Raw genomic sequence first — 17,858 nt, 5'->3', positions numbered from 1 at the left:
TTAGAAATTGTCCTCGGCTTGTGAAATAAATTTTAGTGATAAATTGTGAAGATAAAAACAGCCGGACGGATCGCCGTACCGCTATTAACCGCAACGGGACGTTTGCGAGTCTGAGAGAACCAAATTGTCGCTAAACTTTATCGAGGAAATGGCGCCGCTATTGAACGCCGCAGACGAAGCGGAATGGTTCGGTGCGATCGCGGGCCTGGCCGAAACGTGGGGCTTCGACAGGCTGCTGATCGCCATGCTGCCGCGCCCGACCATTCGCCTTGAAGACGCCTATGTGCGCAGCACCTACGCGCCAACGTGGCGACGCACCTACGACGAGCAGGGGCTCGTCCACATCGACCCGACCGTCTCGCATTGCGCGACACGCGCCACACCGCTGATCTGGTCGCCGGACATTTTTACGACCGCGCCCCAGCAGGCGATGTACGAGGAAGCCCGCGCGCACGGCCTGCGCGCCGGTGTGACGTTGCCCATTCATGGGCCGAACCAGGAAGCCGGCATGATGTGCTTCGTCAACGACAGCAACCCGACTGACGAATTCTGGCGTCATATCAACGTTGCATTGCCAAATCTGGTGTTATTGCGCGATCTGGTAATCGATACCAGCCAGCGCCATTTGAATACGCACGCCCAGGCTTTATTGCCCAAGCTCACGCCGCGCGAACGCGAGTGCCTGAAATGGACCGCACGCGGCAAATCCACCTGGGAAATCTCCCATATCCTGAGCTGTTCGGAAGCCGTGGTGAACTTCCACATGAAGAACATCAGGACGAAATTCGGTGTGAATTCGCGGCGCGCGGCGGCCGTGATCGCCGCGCAGCTGGGGCTTATTGACCCGGGTTGAGCAAAGCGGCGGCGTCGCGGCTGTGCAGGACCCGCTCGGCCCGGCCCAGATCGGCGTCCGACACGGTTTTGGTGAAGTAGAGACCCAGCAGGATCGACACCGGCGCCGGGATTTCGGCACCCGATTCGAACCGGCTGCCACGCGACTGCGTCACGCCAAAGCGTGCCCAGAAGCGGCGCTGGCTTTCCTTTTTCTTCTTGCGGTAAGCAATGATCAGAACGCGATCCACCGCCGAAGAAGGCTCTGCCACGCGGGTTTGGACCGAGGGTTGCGCCTGCCAGTGATTGTCGAGAAGTTCCATTTTTTGAGTCCGGTCGGTTGAGTGCTGAGGCTTATCTCGAATTCTGCGTTATCCGATAAGCATGCACACCTATCCAGGTAGGTAGGTGGCGGAAAGATTCAAAATGCATAAGTTTTCTTGCGTATTGGGTACCCCAACACGTTCAGGAGAACGTCATGCAAACAGCGATCCGGATTGGAATGCGGCAGGAATTCGACAACGCGGACATCAACGAGATGTACCGTCTGAGGGCGCGGGTGTTTCACGGGCGGCTTGGATGGGACATCCCAACCATCGCGGGCATGGAGATCGACGGCTACGACGCCCTCGGGCCGCACTACATGCTGATTCAGGGCGACGATCGGCATGTGCGGGGTTGTTGGCGCCTGATGCCGACGGAGGGGCCGAACATGCTGAAGGACACCTTTCCGCAATTGCTGCATGGCGCGGATGCGCCGGTCGGGCGGCACATCTGGGAACTCAGCCGGTTCGCGATCGAAACCAGCGGCGAGGAGCAGTCGTTCGGTTTTGCCGACGTGACGATGCAGGCGATTCACGAACTTGTGACGTTCGCCGACCGGATGGGCATCACGCGTTACGTCACGGTGACCACCACGCCGATCGAACGGCTGTTGCGTAAGACCGGGATCGACATCAGCCGGCTCGGGTCGCCTCTGCAGATCGGCGTGGAGCGGGCCGTAGCCCTGGATATCGCGGTCAGTCCGAAAACCCGCACCGCCCTGTTCGGGCCGATGGCCGCCGCCGCCTGACGTCAGGAAGGGGGATTGGGACCGGGCGTTTTTGTTGCGCAGTTGCCGATGCCCGGTCATCGTTGCCCGCCCGCCCTTGTCCGGTCGCGCTCGCCCGGCTGCGGCGGAATGGCAGCGGTTATCTAACCGCCGCGGCCCGCCGGTAAAACGCCCGGATTATCAAGAGCCGAACATCCGTTCGAGCGCATTCTCCAGATGCGCCCGCATCGCCTGGCCGGCGGCGGGGCCGTCTTTGCGGCGGATCGCCTCGAGCACGGCCAGATGTTCGGCCTGCACGAGTCGCTGCCGCTCCACCGTCTTCACGAGCGACAGATTGCGCGACAGGTTCATGCTGAACAGAATCTGCTCTTCGATGAACGACATCACCGTGATGAAAAACGGGTTCTTCGAAGCGCGCGCCACCGCCAGGTGAAACATGAAATCGTCCTGCGCACCGATGCCGCGGGTTTCGATGATGTGTTCCAACTGGTCCCACGCATGCTGGATCGCGACGATGTCGTCGGCGTCGGCCTTGAGCGCCGCCTGCTCGGCAGCGCCCGCTTCCGTCACCATGCGAAATTCATAGCAGCGGCGGATGTCGGACAGCGTTTCGAGCGGCGCGAAGCGGCGCACATCCGGGTCCGGCCGTCGTGCCACGATGGTGCCCGAGCCGTGCCGCGTCATGATGATTCCGTCCGCCCGCAAGCGCGCGAGCGCTTCGCGCACAGTCGGCCGTGACGTGGCAAAGCGCTCGGCCAGCGCATGCTCGGTAGGCAGCCGCGCGCCTTCCTTGTACTCGCCTTCAAGAATGCGATTAAGGATGTCGCCGTAGATCTTGTCGGGCAAGCCCGTTGTTTTGCGCTCGTTCATCAGCGGTGCGGAAGCAGCTTGTCTGAGTAGGTCCTGATTGTAAGGCAAACCCGGCCTTATCTTGATTTGATATATGCGCTGCGGCTTGCCAGGAACGCTGCAAACCCCCGTTGCGCGGCGCTGGCCGTGCAAACCGTCGCTATCACAAAATTTGACAAGTGTTTGATTTACATCCTGACTGAATGCATCTTTTTCAGCGATCATTTAAGCTCGCATTGGCGATTAGCCGTAGTCGCCAATCTTCAATGAGCCCGGCTGGGCGAAACGGCCGCGGCATCCGAATCCTTCAGACGCGGAGTCGATATGTACACACGCATTCTTGTAGCAGTCGACGGCAGCAACACCTCGCGGCGTGCATTCGACGCAGCGCTCGCGCTCGCGAAATCCACCGGCGCCGTCATGCAACCGTTCTACGTCGTCGAAAAACACGCCGCTATATTTCGAAGCGCCAGGTTACGACCCATCCATCCTGCGTAACCGCCTCGTCGAAGAAGGCAAGGAACTCGGCGCGGAATTCGCCCAGGCGATGGCCGCGCAAGGCGTCAAGGGCGAACTCGCCGTGGCCGAAGCCTCTTCGCTCGACGACGTTTCGGTGGTCGTGCTAAAAGCTGCCGCCGACTTCAACGCCGATCTGCTGGTGATGGGCACACATGGCCGTCGTGGTTTTCAGCGCCTGATTCTCGGCAGCGTTGCAGAGCGCTGCGTGCGCCAGGCCACCTTGCCCGTGCTGCTGATTCCGTCCGCCGCGGCAAGCAAGGTCAGCGGAGACGCCTGAACGCGTGGCGATGCGCATGGCAACCTGGCAACAGCGTGGCAACTGCGTGTGCTTCCCGCATGAGGCGGCACACGTGGCGCTCTTATCCCCAAAATACGGGCAAAGCACGGTCGCCAGAATGCATAGCAGTCCATAACCATATGCAACCATGCGAGGGTGACATCGCTCAATATGCCTAACTGCGCGAACGCGTCATTTTGTCGCTAAACGGGGGGCATGGGTGGTGGGACAATCAGTTGTTACCCTGACAAATGGCTGCAGAACATGCTGACTCCTACCGCTGTGACTCGCTCCGCCGGCGCCGCCGATTCCACCGTGATTTCGTCGCCGGCTTCGTCGCCAGCGCGTGGCCGCCGTCGTGCCGCGCCGGCAAGTGCAACAGCGCGCACCACCGCGCGCTGTTCAAGCTGCTCGATGCGGGCGCTCTGCATGCCGCAAGGCCTGTCGACTGACGAACTCACGAAACTCGAAGCGCTCATTTGCACCGCGCGCTCGGTGCAGCGCGGCGAAGCGCTGTATCGCAGCGGCGATCGTTTCGACAATGTTTACGCCGTGCGTTCCGGCTCCATGAAAACCGTCATGGCGCACCGTGACGGCCGCGAACAGGTCACTGGGCTGCGCCTGGCCGGCGAAGCGCTCGGCCTCGACGGGATCAGCGAAGACGTGCATGCATGCAGCGCCGTCGCTCTTGAAGACAGCACCGTTTGTATCGTTCCCTACCCCGCCCTCAAGTCGCTGTGCCGCGAAATCAGCTCGATGCAGGACCGCCTGCACAAATTGCTGGGCGAGCAGATCGTCCGCGAGGCCGGGCAGATGATGGTGCTCGGCTCTCTTTCAGCGGACGAACGCGTGGCCGCATTTCTGCTTGACGTGTCAGGGCGCAACGCGCAGCGCGGCTATTCATCGGCGGAATTCAACTTGCGCATGACACGTGAGGACATGGGCAGCTACCTCGGCATGACGCTCGAAACCGTGAGCCGCACCCTGTCAAGATTTCAAAAGCGCGGCCTGATCGACACACAAGGCAAACACATCCGGATTGTCGACCTGGAAGGCTTGCAACAGGTGTAAGCCATACGCGCTGGACCTGGCCCGCGCTGCCACGTCCCCGTCTATCTGCATTTTTAACGCGCATTCGCCTTGGCATGGCTCCTGCGAGCGGGTACAGTCTTTAGTCCGTCCCCCGCAAGGAGACCTGGCGAAATGAATCGCGACCCCGCCCCGCATCACCCGCTGGTCCAGCGTCTGATCGACGCGCGTCAAGTGACCGACGCCCTGTTTTCCATTGTCAAACCCGAGTTTCTGTATGACCGGCCGATCCGTGAGCGCCACCGGATCGTGTTTTACGTCGGCCATCTGGAAGCTTTCGATCGTAATCTTTTCGATCGACGCCTGTGCGATCTGCCGGCGTTCAATCCGCGCCTCGACGAACTCTTCGCTTTTGGTATCGATCCCGTCGACGGCGGCTTTCCGACCGATCAACCCAGCGACTGGCCATCGCTCGACGCCGTGCGCGACTACGCGTCGCGCGCTCGCGAGCAGATCGACCGCGAGCTCGATGTACTGAGCGACTCAGCCCGTGTCGGCAGCGAGGGGCGCAAGCCGTCGCGGCCGAGCAGTTGCTGAACGTCGCGATCGAGCATCGGCTGATGCATGCCGAAACGCTCGTGTACATGCTGCATCAGTTGCCGCTTGCGCAGAAGATCACTGTGTTGCGAGAGGCGGCGCTGACCCGTTCTGAACCGCGCGAGGCGTTGTCCTCCATGGTCAGCGTGCCGGCGGGCGCAACAGTGCTCGGCGTGTCGCGCGAGAGTGGCCAGTTCGGCTGGGACAACGAGTTCGGCGAAATGCGCGTCGACGTGCCGGCGTTCGAGATTGACCGCTACATGGTGACGAACGGCGCGTTTCGCGAGTTCATCGAGGCAGGGGGATATCGCGAACCGAAGTGGTGGACCGACAAGGATTGGGCGTGGAAGGAAGCCAAACGTATCGAGCATCCCGCCTGCTGGTCGCGGCAAACCGAAGACGGTCAGCGTGGCGCATGGACGCTGCGCACGATGTTCGACGAAGTGCCGCTGCCGCTCGACTGGCCGGCTTACGTGAGTCATGCCGAAGCCAGCGCCTACGCGCGCTGGGCGGGCAAGACGCTGCCCAGCGAAGCACAATGGCAACGCGCGGCACACGGCGCACCCCATGCGATGTCGGGCAATTTCGATTTTCGTAGCTGGGACCCGCAGCCGGTCGATGCGTATCCTGACAACGTAAGCGCGTTCGGCGTGGAAGGTCAATTCGGCAATGGCTGGGAGTGGACCTCCAGCGTGTTCGACGCATTGCCGGGGTTTGAGGCGTTTCCGTTTTATCCGGGCTACTCCGCCAACTTTTTCGACGGGCAGCATTACGTGATCAAGGGCGGTTCGGCGCGCACCGCGCAATGCATGTTGCGACCGGCTTTTCGCAACTGGTTTCAGCCGCATTATCAGTATGTGTATGCGGGGTTTCGGTGTGTGAAGGCTGACTAATAAAGCATAAGTTGACGCGGAAGATCGCCTTAAGGTTTATTGAAAATTTTTTCAGCATATGCTTTTTCCTGCCAACAAATGCTTTATTTTTTCCTCACCCACTTTAAGTTAGAGTTTTTCGCGCACGAAGTGATAAAGGCGTAAAGGGGCTCCGGAACGGACTATAACCCCAACAGAATTGTAGACGTTCACCGTGCTGAACTGGCGACCCAGAGAAAGCAGTTCGCGTTTCGCCGCCAGAAGGCGCCGCGCCAGCTTAGAGGGTGTTAGGCACTTTTTGTCGGACCTGGTATCCTGGCAGGATGAAAAAACGCAGGCCATACCCCACGGATGTATTGGGATGAAGAGTGGTACTTCGCCGCTCCGTACCTGACCTTGATGAACAAGGACGCACCGCAGCGCCGCTATGAACTGCGCGAGATGTTCAACGCGCTGCGCTGGATCGTACGCGCGGGTGCTCCGTGGCGTCTGTTGCCAAATGATTTTCCGCCGTGGGAGCTTGTTTACCAGCAGACGCAACGCTGGATTCAGGCGGGTTGCTTCGAGGCCATGGTGAACGACCTGCGTTCGATCATCCGGGTCGCGCAGGGCCGACAGGGCCAGCCCAGCGCGGTCATCCTCGATGGGCGCACGCTGCAGTCGACCTGCGAAAGTGGACCTCGCGTCGGTTACGACGGCTACAAACGCAAACGCGGTAGCAAGGTCCACATGGCGGTTGATACCCTGGGGCAATTGCTTGCTGTGCACGTTACGCCGGCCAACGAACAGGAACGCGCGCAGGTCGGAGAACTGGCACGTCAGGTTCAGCAGGCCACGGGCCAGACGGTCAAGGTGGCGTTCGCCGATCAGGGATATACCGGCGAAGAGCCGGCGCAGGCGGCACTCGACGAAGGAATCGAGCTTCAGGTAATCAAGCTGTCGGAGGCGAAAAAGGGCTTCGTGCTGTTGCCGCGCCGCTGGGTGGTCGAGCGCAGCTTCGGCTGGCTTAACCGCTTCCGCCGGCTGGCCAGAGACTACGAGCGATTGCCCGAAACCTTGGCTGGTTTGCACTTCGTCGTATTCTCCGTGCTTATGCTTGTCCACTTTGCAGCCCTTAACAAAAGTGCCTAACACCCTCTAAGGTTAGCCCTCCACCGCTTCAAGCGGTAGTTCCATCTTTCGGTTCTCCCTCACATGCTCTATCACATCTGGGAAATTCCGATAGAAAAAGCTCGTATCGACGCCAACTATCTGAGCCAACCGCACCAACCGCACATCAGGCTCCCGAGCCAAGATGCGCTCAATTTCACTTCGTAGCTGCAATACGCGCCTTGGCCGCTTGTCTTCTGTGAAATATCCCTGAAAAACGATTGGCTCATGCTTTCGAAGCACGCTGTTAACTTGACCCCGCAAGACAGGAACAACGCTGACATTGGCAGCCGAACAGAGCGATACCAGTAGTCTCAGGCTGATACGAGCGTGACCGGACAGCGCAAGGTGAAGTGTGGAAAAAGCGACTCCGACAGCTCTTGCTGCTTCTGCTGTGTTTTTCCACCTTTCCTTAACGATAATCGTGATCCCAGACGCCAGCCTATTTGCATCGAAACTCTCTCCGCGGGTTACCGCTTGGGCCTTGTTCGGAAGGGTGTGCGATTGTTGTAAGATCGTAAGATCAAGGGAGACGTGGATCAAAGCGGATGCCGTATAAAGCCAGACTCAAAGAGGGCGAGGACCGCAAGCGCAGGAAGCCAGGCTATCGGGTGACGAACTGGCGCGAATACAACGGGAGCCTGAAGAAGCGAGGGAAGATCAGCCTCTATTTTCCAGGTGGCGATCTCAGATCGCAATTCATTACGGCATCGCCGTACGTGCGTGGAGTGTCTGGGAGGTTGCCGTTGTACACCCGGCCATACGTTGAGCTGATCTATACGTTCTACCGGCTGTTGGGCTGGGGAATGCGGCAGATCAGCGGCTATCTGGAAGATTACTGGGCCAGCCAGGGACTGGACATCCCGGTTCCCAGCTTCGGCCATCTGTGCGATCTGTTTGCCGCGCTGGACGTGAAGGTCACGCAACGTCGCGAACGACTGGCCCGGCGTCTGGCGAGGGGCGAAGATACAAGCGTTATCATCGACAGCACAGGGATGAGTTTCGGCCGGGCCAGCGAGTGGTACGAGCAGAAATACGGCAAAAAGGCGGCGAAAACACCGTGGCGCAAGATGCACCTGTCGATTGACGCGGACATGAACGTTCATGCGATCGCCGTCACCGGCACGGACGTTTCGGATAGCGAAGGGATGGACCGTGTGCTTCCCGCCGACATCCCGGTTGACCGGGTGATTGCCGATGGCGCGTACTACAGCATCGAGCGGACGGAGGCCCTGTCGCGATCAGGCGTGCTGCCCGTGATACCACCGCCTTCTCACGCGGTGGTGCATGGCGAAGAACAGACGCAATGGCATGACAAGGTCGTTGGCTACATCAGGGAAAAGGGCATTTATGCGTTCCACAAAAAATACGGCTATGGGCAACGCTCGCTGGTCGAAGCGCAGATCTCGCGGATCAAACGATGCATCGGATCGACCTTGCTGACCCGGAAAATCGGGTCACAGGAAAGCGAAAGCGCGATCATCGCGAACATCCTTAACCTCTGGAATTCGTTTGGCAGGCCCGTTTCTTTCAAAAATGGATAGTTGCGTCCGTAGTACGGAAACTCGGACCCTTCCGAACAAAGCCCATCCACGGCGCGGCCATCGATGAGGCCATTGGCGAACTGCTCGTCGAAGCACTCAATCCGCTTGCCATTGAGGTGAGCCTGGCGGTTCAGCGCGAACTCCAGTCCCGCATCGAAGAAGCCGACCGTCTGCGTCACAAGCAGGTGGAGCGTGCCCAGTATGAAGCCGATCTGGCGCAGCGTCGCTACATGCGCGTCGACCCCGAGAACCGGCTGGTTGCTGACTCACTCGAAGCGGACTGGAACCATAAGCTTCGAGCGCTGACTGAGGCTAACGAGGACTATCGGCGTCGCCGCGAACAGGACGCGCGCATTCTGACGGACGAGCAGCGCGCCGTCATCGTCTCGCTGGCGTCCAACTTCCCCCGGCTATGGCGCGATCCCGCCACGCCCGACCGGGAACGCAAACGCATGATGAGGCTGCTTCTGGAAGACGTCACCCTGAACCGCGACCAGCAGGTTACCGCACACATCCGCTTCAAGGGCGGCGCTCACCGGACCCTCAGGCTGCCGTTGCCGCTGAAATCGTGGCAACGATGGATCACCCCCGCCGCGGTGATCGAGGAGATTGACGCATTGCTCAATCACCATACTGTCCTGCAGATCGCGAATATACTGAACGAACGTGGTGCGCCGTCGGGCACGGGTAGGCCCTTCAATGCAAAAATGGTCGCGCGCCTGCAGCGTAACTACTGTCTGAAGCCACGCTATGACCGGTTGCGCGAAGCGGGTCTCCTGACGCTGCAGGAGATGGCCGACGCGCTGCACGTCACGCCGACGAGCGTAAAGATATGGAACCGTCGCGGACTCATCCGCGGTCACGCCTACAGCGACAAGAACGAGTGCCTGTACGACCCACCGGGCAATAACGCGCCCAGAAAGGCGATGGGCGTCAAGCTGTCCTGCCGGCGTCGCCACCCCGACGTCGTTTCTGATCGCCGCGAGGAGGTGTAGTGTGAAGCGCAAGCCTTGTCCCAGCAGTCGCCGCGCCGACTCATCGACGAGCGCATGCCGTAGGCCTTCAGCGTGTCCTGGAACAGCCCGCTGCAATACTGGCTACCCCTGTCGCTATGTACGATGACGCCAGCCTCTGGACGGCGCCGGAACCACGCCATACGCAGCGCATCCGTGACCAGTTCCGCTTTCATGTGTGGCTGCATCGACCAGCCCACCACCTGCCTGCTGAACAGGTCGATGATGACCGCGAGGTACACCCAGCCTTCAGCTGTCGCCAGATAGGTGATGTCGGTCGTCCAGACCTGGTTCGGTGCGTTAGCGGCGAAGTTGCGCTCCAACAGATTCGGCGCCACCGGCAAATCGTGGTTCGAGTTTGTCGTCGCGATGTACTTGCGCTTGTGGCGGGCTCGAATGCCATGCTGCGCCATCAGCTTGCGAACCCGCTCTTTGCCCACGCGCACACCTTGCGTAAGCAGTTCCTTCCACATGCGAGGCCAGCCGTACTCGCCCTTGACCTGCGTGTGAATCGCCTTGATGTGCGCAAGCAGTGCGTCGTTACTCACGCGGCCTCGGTGCGGCTTGGCCTGTGCGCTGCGTTGCCGGCGCTGATGATATCCGCTGGGACTGACTTCCAGTACTTCGCATAGCACCGAGACCGGCCAGTGGCGTCGATTACGCTCGATGAACGCGTACTTCACATCGACTCCCTGGCGAAGTACGCGGCCGCTTTCCTAAGAAACTCACCTTTACGTTGGCGAGCCCTGAGGTTGCAGTGAATATCCAAATTGCGCCGCGCGGCGATGAAGCTGCTTGATAACACGGTCCCTGTACTGCTGTTCGTAATGATCCGCACCCGGGTCGCGGTAGTCCATGCCATAGCGCATCGCGTTATAAAACAGAACAGCGATCTTGCGCGCCGTCGCAGTCACGGCTTTGGCGTTACCAATTCGGCCGGCAAGGCGTCGGTAGAATGCGCCAAGCGCGGTATTGCTTCTTCCAACGCTCACCGCCGCAAGCCTGAGTGCGACTGTGATGCGGCTGCTGGTTTTGCGCATGTGCGATGACGGTACCTTGCCACCGCTGATCTTGCATCCGGGCGCAAGCGTGAGCCATGAAGTAAAGTGCTTGGCGGTTGGCCATCGGCTCAGGTCCGTTCCACATTCGCCAATCAGGCGCAGAGCGAGGAACGGGCCGATGCCGTGAATTTGCGTAAGGTCGGTCCCCGCAAGCTGGTACATGGCCGTGCGTACATCGAAGTTGGGATCGCTGGGCATCTTGTTGCGATGTTTCGCCTTCGGCAGCGGTGCTTCCGGAATCGGGTGAGCGATATTGAGGATCGCGACAGCACGTTCGATCTCAACATCGCACTCGTCGAAGCACTGCTGGTAAAAGTCGTAGAGCGCAAGCGCCTGTTTCAGGGCGAACACGTGCTCGGGCTGGTAGTTGCCCACCAGCGCATTCCGAATGGTTTCAGGGCTTTCCTTGCAGCGGACGTCGCGCATCGCCGCCAGCCTGTCTGGATCGCGCTCACCAGCGACGATCGCACGGATGATCCGCAGTCCCGTGACACCCGTGATAGTCGCGATCACGTGGTGCAGTTGGATATTCATGAAGGTCAGCGCCTTCTGCATGTGCTGGATATGCGCGGCGGCATAGTCGGTGTGCTTTTCGCGGGAACGCAGGTACGCGCGCAGTTCCGCGATGTCGCGCCCAGGCCGGAAACTTGCCCGTAGCAACCCGCACGCGTGCAGCCGCTGCAACCATTGCGCATCGTTGACGTCGCTCTTCTTTCCGGGGACTGCGCGCGCCTCGCGTGCGTTGGCAAGAATGACTTCAAGGCCCCGAGACTCCAGCACCTCGTAGGCGGCGACCCAGTACACGCCGGTCGATTCCATCACGACCGTCTTTGTACCGGTCGCTACGAGCCAGTCCGCCATGCGTTGCAAATCGCTCGTAAATGCCTGGAATGTCTGCACCGGCTCGTCGCACAGATCTGGACTCACGGCAACAACGTGGAACCGTGAGCCAATATCGATACCGGCTGCAAACGGATGAATGATCGGCAACCCTGAGGGCCTGGATCGTGTTCGGTCTTTTGACATCACCCACCTCCTGGATAATCAGGCGCAGGACGGGGACTCGGAATAAATCAATTTCCTGAACGGGGTCGCCCGAAGACGCCGCCACAGATGAGTCCGCAGCTTCCCCTGGGCCAGGTTTTTTGACGGGGTCGAGCCTCCAGGAAGCATACGGCCACTGTCTCTGCGCGCATCAAGTGTACGCCCCTGAAGTTTCTATTCATGAGGGCCGCGCCCAAGCGCGTGGGGCGGTTTTTTACGATATCTCGCTCCATCCTGGTCTCCGCCAGTTCCCTACGTAGTCTGGCTACCTCGGCTTCTAATTCGGCAACCGTACGACTGCCTGGCGCCGTCACGGCGCCATTGCCAAGCTTGGCTGCTTTGACCCACGTGGCCAAAGTCCCCATCGGAATGGCAATTCGCTTCGCCGCTTCATCCAGCGTCAGGCCCTGTGCAAGCACAAGCTTTACAGCTTCTTCACGAAGCTCTGGTGTGTATGTTCTTGGTTTCGTCATCTGTGCTCCCATTGATAAAGTTTATCAAAAAGGAGTGTCTTAAAAAGTCAGGCTACCTCACCTGAAGTTCGCGAAGTTCATCCCGTAATCGAAGATCCACCTGCCCACTCTATACAGCTCATATGCCAGTAACAGGACCGGAAATAGATAACTGGCAACATAGGTCGGCACGCTCGCGTACCGCAGTTCCAGGTGAAAGTGACGAGCAGCTTGCATATCCCCTCCCGCACCGGCGTTTGGTGCTCAAAAACTCTTTGTTCAACTACGTGGCTGTGATGCCGCTGATCCGCACTTGTATCGCGTGACCAGCCGCCCATCGCAACGTGTAAACGAACTGCTAACTTTCCGTCTCAGGGATCGTTTTGACAATCATCGAGAATAATTTTCCAAGATCGTCTTCAAGTTTTACCCCATCAAACGGATCGCGATTTGCTCCAAAAGCGGCGTCGATTTCCGCCCAGTCCTCCTCTGTCAGCAGACGTCTTGCAGCCGGCAAAATCAACGTCTCTTCCATACACCGGTGGTCTGCATAGAACTCGGCATACGCATCCACCAAGGCTCGCAGCTCCCGAAGTGCGGAAGCGCCCCTCAATTCATACCGGGTCAGCGCGTGCTCGACATCCCTCAACCTCACGTCACCTCGAGCGTGCTGGGACTCCAGTTCCGTGAGGACGTAGTCAAATTCATCCGTCCGATCGCGCAGCGGTGCGAACAGGTAACGATCCTCTTTAGGATGATGCACCTGCTGGGGGTACTCGCGGATGTAATAAAGCATCGCTCGTAACACCATGAGGCCCGGAGTGGGCGTACCTGCTGCCAGCAGACGCACGAAGCGCTGCATGCCCTCTACCACGGTCGACATCTGCTGGTGTTCATGAAGGATGATGGCTATGGCACTAGGCGGTCCCAGAGACTGCATATCAAACTCCGCAGCAGAAAATGAAAGGCATCGACGAACCGATTTGCTGCTTCATACCAGCGGGATGAGCAGGAAGCGGTGCAGATACCTTAATGCTAGTCATCCGCCTTTCGACATCAAAGCGCGCGAACGCCACTGCCTTGATAGAGATCAACGGCAGTGCGGGCATGGTGTCCATGAGGTCAGCGCCCGTCGACCGCAACGATTCCCGACTGACAGAGCTGTCCAACTGCGCTCGACGCCGCGGCGATAAAATCGACGGTGCGGTAGCGCTCAACTACACGGAATTTCAGGAGGTAGCAGCTATGGAATGGACAGACACACGACCCGTAGCACCGGGATACTACTGGGTGCGATTTACGGACGACCGGTCGCCGAAGCAAACAATCGGGGAGATCGCAGACGTGCCCGGGAACGGTTCGCGGCAGTTAGTCGTGGTCCTTCTGGGCGACGATGAAATACTGGAACTGGACGACCCGTTCTTCGACCGCGCACTGTTTGCTGGACCGATGGATCCGCCGTCGATGGAATGACCGCCGCAGCCGGACGTGCGGCCACTCGCCCCGCAGAGCTTCAGGCCTTTTTGTCATTCGCACCACAAGGCGAAGACGTCTCTCGAGCGTGAGCGGCTATCCATTACTGCGGTCTTGCAGGCCAATCTCCCGGTGCCTTCTGCCGCAGAGGAGCCCTCGGCCTCCTCTACGGAGGCTGCATGCAATCCAGCGCTAACGGAATTACAGTAGGTCGCCTGACGGGGCGGTGCAGCAGAACATCTGGCGCACGCTCATCTAGCTTCCACGGGGGCGCTTCACAGGCGAGCGCAGTGCCTCGATCTCGTCGAGCAGATCGAGGACTAGCGCGACTCCCGGCGGGTTGATCTGAAAGTCGTGCGCCAGCCGCTGCGCGGTCCGCACGCGCCGCAGCGCCGCGCCGCTGAAGCGCCACTCCTGCGGCTGCTCGCCCCTTGGCTCAAACACGCCTTCAGACACCCAGAGCGTCAATTGCTCCGCCGATGCTCCGCTCACCCGGCTCAACTCGACCAGAGTGAATTCGACGTTCTCGTCAACAATCTCCCCATGCAAATAGGTCGTCGTACTCGTCTCTTTCACGATGATCACCGATAGAAGTTCGTGCGAGGATTGAAGTTGAACGCCCGCCGCATCGCATCGTAGGCAGCCTTCGCCGTGTCGCTATTCGTCGGCGGCAGCACGATATTCAGAATCACATACAGATCGCCTGGCGGGTCGCCTGGAATGCCCTTGCCTTTAAGCCGCAAGCGCCTGCCGCCGGCAGAATCCGCCGGCACCGTCATTTCGACCGAACCGTCAGGCGTCGGCACGGTAACCTGCGCGCCGAGGCCCGCCTCCCACGGCGCCACCGGCAACTCGAGCGAGACGTCGCGCCCGTCCACGCGAAAGCGCGGGTGTTCCCGAAAGGCGATTTCCAGGTAGAGGTCCCCGGCGTTTCCGGGCGTGGTGCCTGCGGCTCCCTGCCCGCTCAGCCGCAGATGCTGGCCCGCGCGAATTCCCTTGGGAATGGACACATTAAGCGTACGTGTTTCTAGCGAAACATGACCTTGTTCATCAATCACCGGCATTTGCAGCGAAATTGAGCGCTGGGCGCCGCGATACGCGTCTTCGAGATCAATCAGTACCTTCGCGTGATGGTCTTCGCCGCGCAAATCGAAAGGCTGCTGCCGCGGACGCGCGCCACGCGCGCCGCCGAACATCTTCTCGAAGAGATCGTGGAGATCGGCTTGCTCGCCGGTCTCGCTGCCCGCGCCGCGGAATTCGAAGCCCTCGTCCCAGTTCGGCGGCGGCTGGAAGTCCTGGCCGTTGCGCCATTCGCTGCCCATGCGGTCGTAGGCTGCGCGCTTCTCCGGGTCCTTGAGCACCTCATAGGCTTCGCCCAGTTCCTTGAAGCGATCTTCGGCGTCGGTGTGCTTGCTGAGGTCCGGGTGGTACTTGCGCGCGAGCTTCCGATACGAACGTTTGACGTCCTCCTGAGACGCGCTGCGCTCGAGACCCAAGGTCTCGTAATAGTCTTTGTATTTCATACAGGCGGCACACCCATGAGGAACGGATACGGCAATGCACATCCATCGCGTGGCGGTCAAGGACTGACTTTATACCAATCCGGATAGGCCGGCAAAGTTGCACGTTCGGTACGCGAAATGAAGCTCGACACGCGCTCAAGGCCGCGTGTCGCCGGTCACGGCAACGCCCACGCCAAACGTTTTGTCGAATGCGCGCATGAAGTCCCTCAGGCGATCATGCGGAAGCCGGCCGATGCCGGCCGCGCCGACCCGGCCGCTGCCGCTTGCGAACCGTCTGCATAATTCATCCGCGCCGTAAGGATTGGCGAGCGGCGCCCGCACGCTCACCGTATAGTCGCCTTGAGCATCCACGGTGAGGACGGCATGGGCACGATCAGGTGACATTCTCGCCAGAAAATTGCCGAAAGTGCCCCGCACCCTTCGAGCCCATCCCTCCTTGGGCAACACATAAATTGACCCACCCGAGAAAACTGCACTGGGAAGCAATCCCAGCGCCAGTTCCATGTCGTGCCACCGTGCGGCGCACAGCGCTTGCGCAATCGGCTCGTTCGCCGCGAACTGGAATGGGTCGGCATAAGCGCGCAGCGTTTCGTAAAGTCTCGCCGGGTGAATCAGGAGGTCCGCCTCACTGTCTCCATAGGCGTTGTAGTTGATCGACTCTCCCAGTTCACGCAATTGTTCGATCTGGCCAGGTTGAAGCCCGCGGCTCTCGGCAAGCGTTTGCGCCGCATGCGCGAGGTTGTCGCCGTATGCGCCGACGATAGCCCAGAGACGGTGTTGTCCTTCCAGATAACGGTCCACGAGCATGCTCGTGCAGATGTCGGGCGCCGTCTCGATGTACGTGCTCAGGCCAGGATGTTCGGGAATCGCGCCGGCAAAATGATGATCGAAGTATTCAATCTTGACTCCGTGCTCAAGCAATGCAAGCAATGCGGTCCGATTGGTATCCAGAGAAATGTCCAGTACCGTCACCGAACTGTCCCACCTGACAGAAACGCGGCTGAGCAGCGCCACGTCGCGCTTGACACCCGTTATCAGCAAGGACCGCAATGGCTTCGCGAGGCGCAGTTGGTGCAGCGCGCAGATTCCGTCGGCGTCGCCATTGAACACATCGTAGTGCTTCATACACTTTCACCAGATCTGGTTTCAGGAATCGTTTCACGCACGATAGTCCGCTGAAGGTCCAGGCTCTTGACCCATGTCAATCACTAACCTCTGCGCGAGCCTAGTCTGGCCGTAGTCAATCCCGATCATAGCCAGCCTGCCTTGCTGCCCGCCCCGAACACCGATGCCCTACTTTTTCAACGCCGATTTGCCCGCGCCCGTGCGCAATCATCTTCCCGAGCAAGCGCAAAATATCTATCGCAGCGCGTTCAACCACGCGTATGCAGCGCATACCGGAGAGTCACGTCAGGAAGAAATCGCGCACCGGATTGCCTAGGCCGCCGTCAAGCCCGCATACATCAAGCAAGCCGATACATGGGTGCCGCGGGATCAGGGCGCCGGCAGAATGGAGGATTGAATGGCTTCCGAACTTCTGCCCGCGCACAACATCGGTCATTTCCCTTTGGACCGCGGCTATCTGTTCTCGGCGAACGGCGTGGTCGAACTCTTTCTAGGCGCGAGCGGCGCAGAAGCGGGCGTCGCTCATTTTGCGCATATAGGCGGCATGCTCGCCGCGATCGCGCTAATGGTCTACTGGTCGCGGCCCCGGCACCACTCTTGGCTTGATTGAAATCAAGGGGTGCGCCAGCGCGCGAACTATCGTGAAACTGGCGGTGCGCCAACCGGATACATGTGACGTTCAAAGGAGTTTGAGATGACTGAGATGCAATTTCTGACCTACGAGACCTTGCCTGAGGCACGGCCCGAATCGGCCGAAGGCACTGCGCCGAAAGCCATCGCACTGCCACACCCCGACCAACGCTCCGGTCTGCCGCTGATGACCGCGCTGTCGTTTCGATCAAGTAGCCGTGAATTCGCACCGACCGTGCTGTCAATGGGCACACTCGGAGAATTGCTGTGGGCCGCGGATGGCGTCAACCGTCCGGTCAGCGGCGGACGCACCGCGCCATCGCCACATGCCCACAACGAAATCGACATCTATGTAGCGCTGCCAAATGGAGTTTATCGTTACGATGCGCCCAACCATCAGCTGCTGCTCAAGCACGCCATCGATGCGCGTAATCTGACCGGCTATCAGGACTTCGTCGGCAAGGCGCCGCTCGATCTGGTCTATGTGGTTCGGACGTCCAGTCTGCAGGAGATGCCGCAGCAACAGCGTGAACGATTTTCTGCTGTCACCGCTGGCGCGATTGCGCAGAACGTAGCGCTCTATTGCGCGTCAGCCGGGCTTGTCAACGTGATCCGCGGCTGGATCAATCACCGGCTCCTCGCCGACGCGTTGCGGCTCAATGAGGATGAACTGCCGATCCTCGCGCAGACCGTCGGCTTGCCGAGCGGGCAGCACGCTTGAGATCGAGATTGGGAGGCCATTGAGCGGCCGTCTGGAGGTCTTTGAACCGGCCAGCCCAAGGTCCACGGAATGGCCTTCAATAAGCCAGGGTGCGCTGC

General features: G+C 59.8%; 17 protein-coding genes and 5 pseudogenes. 12 read left to right on the top strand and 10 right to left on the bottom strand.

Annotation, left to right across the window (positions count from 1 at the left end; all coding sequences use genetic code 11):
- Nucleotides 1-148 precede the first annotated feature (148 nt).
- Complete coding sequence (locus B0G76_RS21000; protein ID WP_120294257.1) at nt 149-853, top strand: LuxR family transcriptional regulator; 705 nt, start codon at nt 149-151, stop codon at nt 851-853.
- Here B0G76_RS21000 and B0G76_RS20995 read toward each other — a convergent pair.
- On the bottom strand, nt 837-1,154 hold the full coding sequence (locus tag B0G76_RS20995; protein ID WP_120294256.1) for an XRE family transcriptional regulator: 318 nt from the start codon (nt 1,152-1,154) through the stop codon (nt 837-839). The genes B0G76_RS21000 and B0G76_RS20995 overlap by 17 nt on opposite strands.
- A 155-nt stretch (nt 1,155-1,309) precedes the next feature.
- Between B0G76_RS20995 and B0G76_RS20990 the strand changes: the two genes are divergently transcribed.
- Complete coding sequence (locus B0G76_RS20990; RefSeq protein ID WP_120294255.1) at nt 1,310-1,903, top strand: acyl-homoserine-lactone synthase; 594 nt, start codon at nt 1,310-1,312, stop codon at nt 1,901-1,903.
- A gap of 159 nt (nt 1,904-2,062) precedes the next feature.
- On the opposite strand, the gene B0G76_RS20985 is transcribed toward B0G76_RS20990, so the two are convergent.
- Nucleotides 2,063-2,752 (bottom strand): FadR/GntR family transcriptional regulator, encoded by a 690-nt coding sequence (locus B0G76_RS20985; RefSeq protein ID WP_120294254.1) that lies wholly within the window; start codon nt 2,750-2,752, stop codon nt 2,063-2,065.
- A 303-nt stretch (nt 2,753-3,055) separates the two neighbouring features.
- Between B0G76_RS20985 and B0G76_RS20980 the strand changes: the two are divergent.
- From B0G76_RS20980 to B0G76_RS20960, 4 genes and pseudogenes are all read left to right on the top strand, one after another.
- Nucleotides 3,056-3,527 (top strand): annotated as a pseudogene (locus B0G76_RS20980) (universal stress protein).
- A gap of 414 nt (nt 3,528-3,941) precedes the next feature.
- A complete protein-coding gene (locus B0G76_RS20970; protein ID WP_120294252.1) occupies nt 3,942-4,598 on the top strand; it encodes a helix-turn-helix domain-containing protein in 657 nt (218 codons plus the stop codon).
- A 132-nt stretch (nt 4,599-4,730) separates the two neighbouring features.
- A pseudogene (locus B0G76_RS20965) lies at nt 4,731-6,046 on the top strand (SUMF1/EgtB/PvdO family nonheme iron enzyme).
- Nucleotides 6,047-6,348: 302 nt separating this feature from the next.
- Nucleotides 6,349-7,156 (top strand): annotated as a pseudogene (locus B0G76_RS20960) (IS5 family transposase).
- Nucleotides 7,157-7,168: 12 nt separating this feature from the next.
- Here B0G76_RS20960 and B0G76_RS20955 read toward each other — a convergent pair.
- Complete coding sequence (locus B0G76_RS20955) at nt 7,169-7,717, bottom strand: hypothetical protein (protein WP_120294251.1); 549 nt, start codon at nt 7,715-7,717, stop codon at nt 7,169-7,171.
- A gap of 5 nt (nt 7,718-7,722) precedes the next feature.
- Between B0G76_RS20955 and B0G76_RS20950 the strand changes: the two genes are divergently transcribed.
- The gene (locus B0G76_RS20950) at nt 7,723-8,718 is read left to right on the top strand and encodes an IS5 family transposase (RefSeq protein ID WP_120294250.1); all 996 of its coding nucleotides are present in this window, start codon (nt 7,723-7,725) and stop codon (nt 8,716-8,718) included.
- Between the two features lie 116 nt (nt 8,719-8,834).
- The gene (locus B0G76_RS20945) at nt 8,835-9,713 is read left to right on the top strand and encodes a hypothetical protein (RefSeq protein WP_183082106.1); all 879 of its coding nucleotides are present in this window, start codon (nt 8,835-8,837) and stop codon (nt 9,711-9,713) included.
- A gap of 11 nt (nt 9,714-9,724) precedes the next feature.
- Here the strand turns inward: B0G76_RS20945 and B0G76_RS20940 are convergent.
- The 4 genes and pseudogenes from B0G76_RS20940 to B0G76_RS20925 form a co-directional block, all read right to left on the bottom strand.
- Nucleotides 9,725-10,447, bottom strand: a pseudogene (locus tag B0G76_RS20940) (IS3 family transposase); the annotation flags it as partial.
- A 15-nt stretch (nt 10,448-10,462) separates the two neighbouring features.
- The gene (locus tag B0G76_RS20935) at nt 10,463-11,818 is read right to left on the bottom strand and encodes an IS110 family transposase (protein WP_120294249.1); all 1,356 of its coding nucleotides are present in this window, start codon (nt 11,816-11,818) and stop codon (nt 10,463-10,465) included.
- Between the two features lie 230 nt (nt 11,819-12,048).
- Nucleotides 12,049-12,309 (bottom strand): annotated as a pseudogene (locus B0G76_RS43920) (transposase); the annotation flags it as partial.
- Between the two features lie 337 nt (nt 12,310-12,646).
- Complete coding sequence (locus tag B0G76_RS20925; RefSeq protein ID WP_120294247.1) at nt 12,647-13,228, bottom strand: hemerythrin domain-containing protein; 582 nt, start codon at nt 13,226-13,228, stop codon at nt 12,647-12,649.
- 92 nt (nt 13,229-13,320) lie between these two features.
- Here B0G76_RS20925 and B0G76_RS20920 point away from each other — a divergent pair, with 92 nt between their 5' ends.
- Nucleotides 13,321-13,761: a hypothetical protein gene (locus tag B0G76_RS20920; protein ID WP_120294246.1), complete on the top strand. Its 441-nt coding sequence runs from the start codon at nt 13,321-13,323 to the stop codon at nt 13,759-13,761.
- Nucleotides 13,762-14,016: 255 nt separating this feature from the next.
- Here the strand turns inward: B0G76_RS20920 and B0G76_RS20915 are convergent, their stop codons facing one another.
- The 3 genes from B0G76_RS20915 to B0G76_RS20905 all read right to left on the bottom strand — a co-directional run bounded on the left by B0G76_RS20915 (nt 14,017) and on the right by B0G76_RS20905 (nt 16,409).
- Nucleotides 14,017-14,346 (bottom strand): chaperone modulator CbpM, encoded by a 330-nt coding sequence (locus B0G76_RS20915; RefSeq protein ID WP_120294245.1) that lies wholly within the window; start codon nt 14,344-14,346, stop codon nt 14,017-14,019.
- Complete coding sequence (locus B0G76_RS20910; protein WP_120294244.1) at nt 14,343-15,284, bottom strand: DnaJ C-terminal domain-containing protein; 942 nt, start codon at nt 15,282-15,284, stop codon at nt 14,343-14,345. The genes B0G76_RS20915 and B0G76_RS20910 overlap by 4 nt, the downstream gene beginning before the upstream one ends.
- Before the next feature lie 135 nt (nt 15,285-15,419).
- A complete protein-coding gene (locus B0G76_RS20905) occupies nt 15,420-16,409 on the bottom strand; it encodes an acetyltransferase (protein ID WP_120294243.1) in 990 nt (329 codons plus the stop codon).
- A gap of 163 nt (nt 16,410-16,572) precedes the next feature.
- On the opposite strand from B0G76_RS20905, the gene B0G76_RS20900 reads away from it, so the two are divergent.
- From B0G76_RS20900 to B0G76_RS20890, 3 genes are all read left to right on the top strand, one after another.
- Entirely contained in the window at nt 16,573-16,725 is a 153-nt protein-coding gene (locus B0G76_RS20900; protein ID WP_120294242.1) for a ChaB family protein, read from the top strand.
- An 81-nt stretch (nt 16,726-16,806) separates the two neighbouring features.
- The gene (locus B0G76_RS20895) at nt 16,807-17,019 is read left to right on the top strand and encodes a rhomboid family intramembrane serine protease (protein WP_120294241.1); all 213 of its coding nucleotides are present in this window, start codon (nt 16,807-16,809) and stop codon (nt 17,017-17,019) included.
- A gap of 84 nt (nt 17,020-17,103) precedes the next feature.
- Nucleotides 17,104-17,760, top strand: coding sequence for a nitroreductase family protein (locus B0G76_RS20890; RefSeq protein WP_120294240.1), 657 nt, complete (start codon nt 17,104-17,106; stop codon nt 17,758-17,760).
- Nucleotides 17,761-17,858 lie beyond the last annotated feature (98 nt).

Source organism: Paraburkholderia sp. BL23I1N1, from assembly GCF_003610295.1.
Taxonomy (GTDB): domain Bacteria; phylum Pseudomonadota; class Gammaproteobacteria; order Burkholderiales; family Burkholderiaceae; genus Paraburkholderia.
The sequence above is the reverse complement of the archived record's forward strand: the minus strand, read 5'-3'. Positions and strand labels throughout refer to the sequence as shown.

Excerpts from the sequence above, each read along its gene's own strand:
- B0G76_RS20890 (WP_120294240.1), top strand. The coding sequence starts at position 17,104 with ATGACTGAGATGCAATTTCTGACCTACGAGACCTTGCCTGAGGCACGG.
- B0G76_RS20995 (WP_120294256.1), bottom strand. The coding sequence starts at position 1,154 with ATGGAACTTCTCGACAATCACTGGCAGGCGCAACCCTCGGTCCAAACC.
- B0G76_RS20895 (WP_120294241.1), top strand. The coding sequence starts at position 16,807 with ATGGCTTCCGAACTTCTGCCCGCGCACAACATCGGTCATTTCCCTTTG.
- B0G76_RS20970 (WP_120294252.1), top strand. The coding sequence starts at position 3,942 with ATGCGGGCGCTCTGCATGCCGCAAGGCCTGTCGACTGACGAACTCACG.
- B0G76_RS20910 (WP_120294244.1), bottom strand. The coding sequence starts at position 15,284 with ATGAAATACAAAGACTATTACGAGACCTTGGGTCTCGAGCGCAGCGCG.
- B0G76_RS20925 (WP_120294247.1), bottom strand. The coding sequence starts at position 13,228 with ATGCAGTCTCTGGGACCGCCTAGTGCCATAGCCATCATCCTTCATGAA.
- B0G76_RS20985 (WP_120294254.1), bottom strand. The coding sequence starts at position 2,752 with ATGAACGAGCGCAAAACAACGGGCTTGCCCGACAAGATCTACGGCGAC.
- B0G76_RS20900 (WP_120294242.1), top strand. The coding sequence starts at position 16,573 with ATGCCCTACTTTTTCAACGCCGATTTGCCCGCGCCCGTGCGCAATCAT.
- B0G76_RS20950 (WP_120294250.1), top strand. The coding sequence starts at position 7,723 with ATGCCGTATAAAGCCAGACTCAAAGAGGGCGAGGACCGCAAGCGCAGG.
- B0G76_RS20920 (WP_120294246.1), top strand. The coding sequence starts at position 13,321 with ATGCTAGTCATCCGCCTTTCGACATCAAAGCGCGCGAACGCCACTGCC.
- B0G76_RS20935 (WP_120294249.1), bottom strand. The coding sequence starts at position 11,818 with ATGTCAAAAGACCGAACACGATCCAGGCCCTCAGGGTTGCCGATCATT.
- B0G76_RS20905 (WP_120294243.1), bottom strand. The coding sequence starts at position 16,409 with ATGAAGCACTACGATGTGTTCAATGGCGACGCCGACGGAATCTGCGCG.
- B0G76_RS20990 (WP_120294255.1), top strand. The coding sequence starts at position 1,310 with ATGCAAACAGCGATCCGGATTGGAATGCGGCAGGAATTCGACAACGCG.
- B0G76_RS21000 (WP_120294257.1), top strand. The coding sequence starts at position 149 with ATGGCGCCGCTATTGAACGCCGCAGACGAAGCGGAATGGTTCGGTGCG.